Below are 5,664 nucleotides of genomic sequence, written 5' to 3' on the forward strand. Positions count from 1 at the left end.
CCCCACCGCCCCGCCGGCCGACGGGCCCGAGCCGGCCGGCGTCGAGTGCGGCATCGAGGGCTGCACCGTGCGCCACCGGGAGGAGCACCTGGTCGGCTGACCGGCCCGCGGCGTGGGGGAGGACACGTCCGGGCGGCGCGCTGACGAGGGACGATGGAGTCGGGTGACGGATGAGTCGACGCCGACTGCAGCGCCCTTCCCTGACGATCCTCGGTCGGCGACGTGCAGCCGGGCTGGAGCACAACCATGATCATGATCTGCGAGCGGTGTTACGCGCCCATCGGCGAGGGCGAGGCCGTGGTCCGCCTCGCCCACGTCGCGGAGGCCTATGCCGACGGCAGCATGGTGTGGCGGTACTCCTACGTCCACCCGGCCGGCGCCGTGGCGTGCGGTGAGACGCTTCCCCCCGGCACACAGGGGTCAGGCGCCCCGCGGCCCGACACCGGCGGCTGGGACCCGGCGCGGGGGATCGGCGGCGGGCGGGGCTGAGCGCCGCGCACCGGGCCGTCAGCGGCGCCGGACCGCACCCTCCACGAGGTCGAGCACGACATTGAGATGCTCGGCGGGCAGGCCCATGGACAGGTGCGAGACCAGGCCTTCCAGCACCAGCTCCAGGTAACGGGCCAGCACCGGTACGGGGACGTCGTCGCGCAGCGTGCCGGCCAGCGCCTGGCGTTCGAGCCGTTCCTGCGTGGCGGCGGTGAGCGCCTCGGCGTGCGCCCGCCAGCGGTCGCGGAAGCCCGGGTCGGTGCGTCCCCGGCGGGCGATCTCCAGGAACGTGCCCGTCCAGCCCGCGTCGATCCGCTCGGGTGAGGACAACAGCTCCCGCATCACCTGCACCAGGCCCTGCTCGGCCACGATGTCCGTCATGCGTTCCGCGTCCTGTTCGGCGAGCGCGAGGAACAACGCGTCCTTGTCGCGGAAATGATGGAAGATGGCGCCGCGCGACAGGCCGGTGGACTGTTCGAGCCTGCGCACCGTGGCTCCCTCGTAGCCGTGGCGCGCGAAGCAGGAGCGAGCCCCGTCGAGGATCTGCTGGCGCCGCGCGGCGAGCTGATCGGCGCTGACGCGGGGCATCCGTCGAGGATAGCGAGAAGCCGGACGTACGTACGTCTTGGGAAGAGTCCTTACGGATCGGCAACGGCCGAGGGCGCGAGGACCTGAAATCGTCGGAGTCCGCGGGTAGCGTTCTCGGGCGTGGCTGAGAACGTGGGCATAGCGATGGTCTCGGCGGCGGGCGCTCCCGCCCCCGCTCCGCCCGACGCGGGCCCATCCGTCCTACGTGACTGCGCCGACGCCGAGGCCTACGTGGCCTCGGTCTGCTTCAAGATCGGCCCTCCCCGGCTCGTCGGGGTGGAGCTCGAATGGCTGCTGCACCGGCCGTCGGCTCCCGAGGTGCCGCCCGACGCCGCCGCGCTGGTCACGGCACTCGGTCCGCACACCCCCACCACGCTTGACCCGTCCTCGTCCGCCCTCCCGCTCCCGTCCGGTTCCGACGTCACCGTCGAACCCGGTGGCCAGATCGAACTCGCGAGCCCGCCCCTTCCCGATCTCGGGGGGCTGCTGCAGGCCGTCCGCGCCGACGCCGACACCCTGCACCGGTTGCTCGCCACTCAGGGGCTCCGACCCCACCTCCGCGCCGCCGACCCGCTCCGTCCCCCGGTCCGCATGCTCGACGTCCCCCGCTACCGGGCCATGGAGCAGGCGTTCGACCGCCTGGGCCCGCACGGACGCAGCGCGATGTGTTCCACCGCTGCGGTCCAGGTGTGCATCGACTCCGGCGGGCCGGACGACGTCGCGAGCCGGTGGGCCGCGGTCCACGCGTTCGGGCCGACGCTGCTGGCCGCGTTCGCCAACTCGCCGCTGATGCACGGCAGGCGCACGGGCTGGAAGTCCTCGCGGTGGGAGTCCTGGCAGCGGGCCGATCCGGCGCGCACGGTCCCGCCGCCGGTGTCCGACGTCACAGGCGCCGATCCCGCCGGGGCGTGGGCCCGCCGGGTGCTGGCCACCCCGGTGCTGGTCGTGCGCCGCGACGACGGCTGGCAGGTGCCCCACGGCATCACGTTCGCCGACTGGATCAAGGGTGCTCTCCCGGTGCCGCCCACCACCGCCGACCTCGACTACCACGTGTCCACGCTGTTCCCGCCCGTCCGCCCGCACGGGCACCTGGAGGTGCGCTACGTCGACGCCCAGCCGGGCCGCCGGTGGGCGCTGCCCGTCGCCGTGATCGCCGCTTTGCTGTCCGACCCGGCCGTCATCGACCAGGCGCGGGCCGCGTGCGAGCCGGCACAGGACCGGTGGGACGACGCCGCCCGCCACGGCCTGGCCGATCCGGTGCTCGCGCGGTCCGCGGGCGTCCTGTTCGAGCTGGCAGACGCGCGGCTCCCGGCGCTCGGTGCACCGCCGTGGGTGGCCCATGACCTGGCCGACATGACCGAGCGCCTGGTGCTGCGCGGCCTGTGCCCCGCCGACCACCACGCCAGGGCTGCCCTATCCGATCCCGCAGAAGACATCCGCGCACCGGGCTTCGCCGACCATCCGGAGCCTCCGGAGGGAGAGACGTCATGACCGTCAGCGACCACATCGCGTCCGACGCCGAGCAGCTGCGCGCCCGCGTGGCCGAACTGCTCGGCGCGTCCCGCGCCCGCAGCACCGCACTCACCGATGCCGTCGACGAGGCCGACCTGGTGGCCCAGCACTCGCCACTGATGTCGCCGCTGGTGTGGGACTTCGCGCACATCGGCAGCCAGGAGGAGCTCTGGCTGGTCCGTGACGTCGGGGGCCGCGAACCGCTCCGCCCCGAGATCGACGGGCTCTACGACGCGTTCCAGCACTCCCGGGCCAGCCGCATCGAGCTGCCCCTGCTCACCCCCGCGGAGGCCCGCACCTACGTGGCGGAGGTGCGCGACAAGGCCCTCGACGCCCTGGACCGCAGCCCGCTCACCGGGCGCAGGCTCCTGGAGCACGGGTTCGCGTTCGGCATGATCGTGCAGCACGAGCAGCAGCACGACGAGACCATGCTGGCCACCCACCAGCTCCGCGTCGGCGCACCGGTGCTGCACGCGCCCGCCCCGCCCGCCGGGCGGCCGCTGCCCGCACGCGAGGTGCTGGTGCCGGGTGGCCCGTTCACGATGGGCACCTCCACGGAGCCGTGGGCGCTCGACAACGAGCGCCCGGCACACGTCGTGGAGGTCCCCGCGTTCGTCATCGACGCGGCGGCGGTCACCAACGGCGAGTACACCGCGTTCATCGCGGCGGGCGGCTACGACGACCGGCGTTGGTGGAGCGAGGCCGGGTGGGCCCACCGTGTGCAGGCCGGGCTCACCGCACCCCAGTTCTGGGAGCGCGACGGCTCGGGGGAGTGGTACCGGCGCCGCTTCGGCGTGCTCGAGCGGGTGGCCGCCGACGAGCCGGTCGTCCACGTCTGCTTCCACGAGGCGGAGGCGTACGCGCGCTGGGCGGGCAAGCGCCTGCCCACCGAGGCCGAGTGGGAGAAGGCCGCACGGTACGACCCGGCCACCGGACGGTCCCGGCGGTTCCCGTGGGGCGACGAGGACCCCACCCCGGAGCACGCCAACCTCGGGCAGCGCCACCTGCAGCCCGCGCCGGCCGGGGCCTTCCCGGCCGGGGCGTCGCCGCTGGGCGTCCAGCAGCTGATGGGCGACGTCTGGGAGTGGACCAGCTCGGGCTGGCACCCCTACCCGGGGTTCGAGGTGTTCCCGTACGCCGAGTACTCGCAGGTCTTCTTCGGGGGTGACTACCGGGTGCTGCGCGGCGGATCCTTCGGCACCGACCCGGCGGCCGTGCGGGGCACCTTCCGCAACTGGGACCTCCCGATCCGCCGGCAGATCTTCGCGGGATTCCGCTGCGCGCGGGACGTGTCACCCGGCGAGTCTGCGTAGCGAGGCGTGTGCCGACATCTGGCCTACCTCGGGCCGCCGGTGACAGTGTCGTCACTGGTGCTGGAGGCGCCCCACGGGCTGCTGCGGCAGTCCTACGCCCCCGCGGACATGCGCGGGGGCGGCACGATCAACGCCGACGGGTTCGGTGCAGGCTGGTACCCCGTGGCCGGAGCCGACGCGGTGCGCTACCGCAGCGCGGCCCCCCTGTGGTCGGACGCCTCCTTCGCGGCCACCGCGGGGGCCACCTGCTCGGGTGCCCTGCTGGCCGCCGTCCGGTCGGCCACGGTGGGCATGCCCGTCACCGACACGGCCGCCGCGCCCTTCGTCCACGGCCGGTGGCTGTTCAGCCACAACGGCGTGGTGCGCGGCTGGCCGCAGTCGGTCGCCCCGATCGCCGCCGGTCTCCCCGTGGCCGACCTCATCACGCTCGACGCGCCCACCGACGCCGCACTCCTGTGGGCGCTGGTGCGCCACCGGCTGCGCGAGGGCGCCGACCCGGCCGACGCACTGGCGGCCGTCGTCACCGAGGTGGCCGCCGCCGCCCCGGGGTCGCGGCTGAACCTGCTGCTCACCGACGGCAGCGGGATCTGGGCCACGGCCTGGGACCACGCCCTGTCGGTGCGCACCACCCCCGACTCCGTGCTCGTCGCCTCCGAGCCGATCGACAGCCTCCCCACCTGGAACGCGGTGCCCGACCGGCACCTCGTGGTGGCCCGTCCGGGTCACCACCGCGTCGAAGAACTGACGACACCGGGAGATTCATGAGCCCCGCCCTGCTCGACATCCACCTCACCGACGGAGACGCCGACGCCGCACTGCGCGCCGACGTGCGCGCCGGTCTCACGGCGATCCCCAAACAGTTGCCTCCCAAGTGGTTCTACGACGCCCGGGGCAGCGAGCTGTTCGAGAGGATCACCGAGCTGCCCGAGTACTACCCGACCCGCACCGAGCGGGCGCTGCTGGACCACAGCGCCGACGAGATCGCGGTGGCCTCCGGGGCCGACACGCTGGTGGAGCTCGGATCGGGGTCCTCGGCCAAGACCAGGCTGCTGCTCGACGCGTTCGCCCGGGCCGGTTCGCTGCGCCGGTACGTGCCGCAGGACGTCAGCGAGGCGGCCCTGCGCCAGGCGATGGACGCCCTCGCCGCGGAGTACCCGAAGCTCGAGCTCCACGGTGTGGTCGGCGACTTCACCAGCCACCTCGACCGGCTGCCGCGGGGCGACCGCCGGATGGTGGCGTTCCTCGGCGGCACGATCGGCAACCTGCGGCCCGTGGAGCGGGCGGCGTTCCTGCACCAGCTGCGTGCGGTGCTGCAGCCGGGCGAGCAGCTCCTGCTGGGCACCGGGCTGGTGATCGAGGAGGACGTGCTGGTCCGCGCCTACGACGACTCGGCCGGTGTCACGGCCGACTTCAACCGCAACGTGCTGCGCGTGCTCAACCGGGAGCTGCGCGCCGACTTCCCCGTCGAGGCGTTCGCCCACCGCGCGGTGTGGAACGCCGATGAGGAGTGGATCGAGATGCGGCTGGTGGCCGAGCGCGACGTGACCGTCACGCTGACCGAGCTCGACCTGCAGGTGCGGTTCGCGAAGGGCGAGGAGATGTGCACCGAGATCTCCGCCAAGTTCCGCCCCTCCGGGGTGCGCGCGATGCTGGCGGACGCCGACTTCACGGTCACCCGCGTGTGGACCGACCCCGAGGACCGCTTCGCGCTCACCCTCGCCACCGCCGCCTGACGCCCCCGGCCCCGTGCCGCGGGTCGCCC

At 74.0% G+C, this 5,664-nt stretch carries 6 protein-coding genes; 5 read left to right on the top strand and 1 reads right to left on the bottom strand.

Annotated features, from left to right (window positions below):
* Positions 1 to 246: 246 nt before the first annotated feature.
* Positions 247 to 489 carry a hypothetical protein gene (locus HF577_RS36350; RefSeq protein ID WP_169400537.1) on the top strand — a complete coding sequence of 81 codons (243 nt, stop codon included), beginning with the start codon at positions 247 to 249 and terminating at the stop codon, positions 487 to 489.
* A gap of 18 nt (positions 490 to 507) precedes the next feature.
* Here HF577_RS36350 and HF577_RS36355 read toward each other — a convergent pair whose 3' ends face one another.
* Positions 508 to 1,077, bottom strand: a complete 570-nt coding sequence (locus HF577_RS36355; protein WP_169400538.1) for a TetR/AcrR family transcriptional regulator — start codon at positions 1,075 to 1,077, stop codon at positions 508 to 510.
* Positions 1,078 to 1,197: 120 nt separating this feature from the next.
* Between HF577_RS36355 and egtA the strand changes: the two genes are divergently transcribed.
* From egtA to egtD, 4 genes are read left to right on the top strand one after another with little or no spacing between them, the layout of a single operon-like run.
* Positions 1,198 to 2,568, top strand: a complete 1,371-nt coding sequence (gene egtA, locus HF577_RS36360; protein WP_312859614.1) for an ergothioneine biosynthesis glutamate--cysteine ligase EgtA — start codon at positions 1,198 to 1,200, stop codon at positions 2,566 to 2,568.
* Positions 2,565 to 3,902, top strand: coding sequence for an ergothioneine biosynthesis protein EgtB (gene egtB, locus HF577_RS36365; RefSeq protein WP_169400539.1), 1,338 nt, complete (start codon positions 2,565 to 2,567; stop codon positions 3,900 to 3,902). Before egtA ends, egtB begins: the two co-directional genes overlap by 4 nt.
* A 6-nt stretch (positions 3,903 to 3,908) precedes the next feature.
* Complete coding sequence (gene egtC, locus HF577_RS36370; RefSeq protein WP_169400540.1) at positions 3,909 to 4,667, top strand: ergothioneine biosynthesis protein EgtC; 759 nt, start codon at positions 3,909 to 3,911, stop codon at positions 4,665 to 4,667.
* Positions 4,664 to 5,635 (top strand): L-histidine N(alpha)-methyltransferase, encoded by a 972-nt coding sequence (gene egtD, locus HF577_RS36375; protein WP_169400541.1) that lies wholly within the window; start codon positions 4,664 to 4,666, stop codon positions 5,633 to 5,635. Before egtC ends, egtD begins: the two co-directional genes overlap by 4 nt.
* Positions 5,636 to 5,664: the final 29 nt, after the last annotated feature.

Origin of the sequence: Pseudonocardia xinjiangensis, assembly GCF_012911925.1 — a bacterium.
Classification (GTDB): domain Bacteria; phylum Actinomycetota; class Actinomycetes; order Mycobacteriales; family Pseudonocardiaceae; genus Pseudonocardia; species Pseudonocardia xinjiangensis.

Coding starts and splice junctions, on each gene's coding strand:
- HF577_RS36350 (WP_169400537.1), top strand. CDS start 247: ATGATCATGATCTGCGAGCGGTGTTACGCGCCCATCGGCGAGGGCGAG.
- HF577_RS36355 (WP_169400538.1), bottom strand. CDS start 1,077: ATGCCCCGCGTCAGCGCCGATCAGCTCGCCGCGCGGCGCCAGCAGATC.
- egtB (WP_169400539.1), top strand. CDS start 2,565: ATGACCGTCAGCGACCACATCGCGTCCGACGCCGAGCAGCTGCGCGCC.
- egtD (WP_169400541.1), top strand. CDS start 4,664: ATGAGCCCCGCCCTGCTCGACATCCACCTCACCGACGGAGACGCCGAC.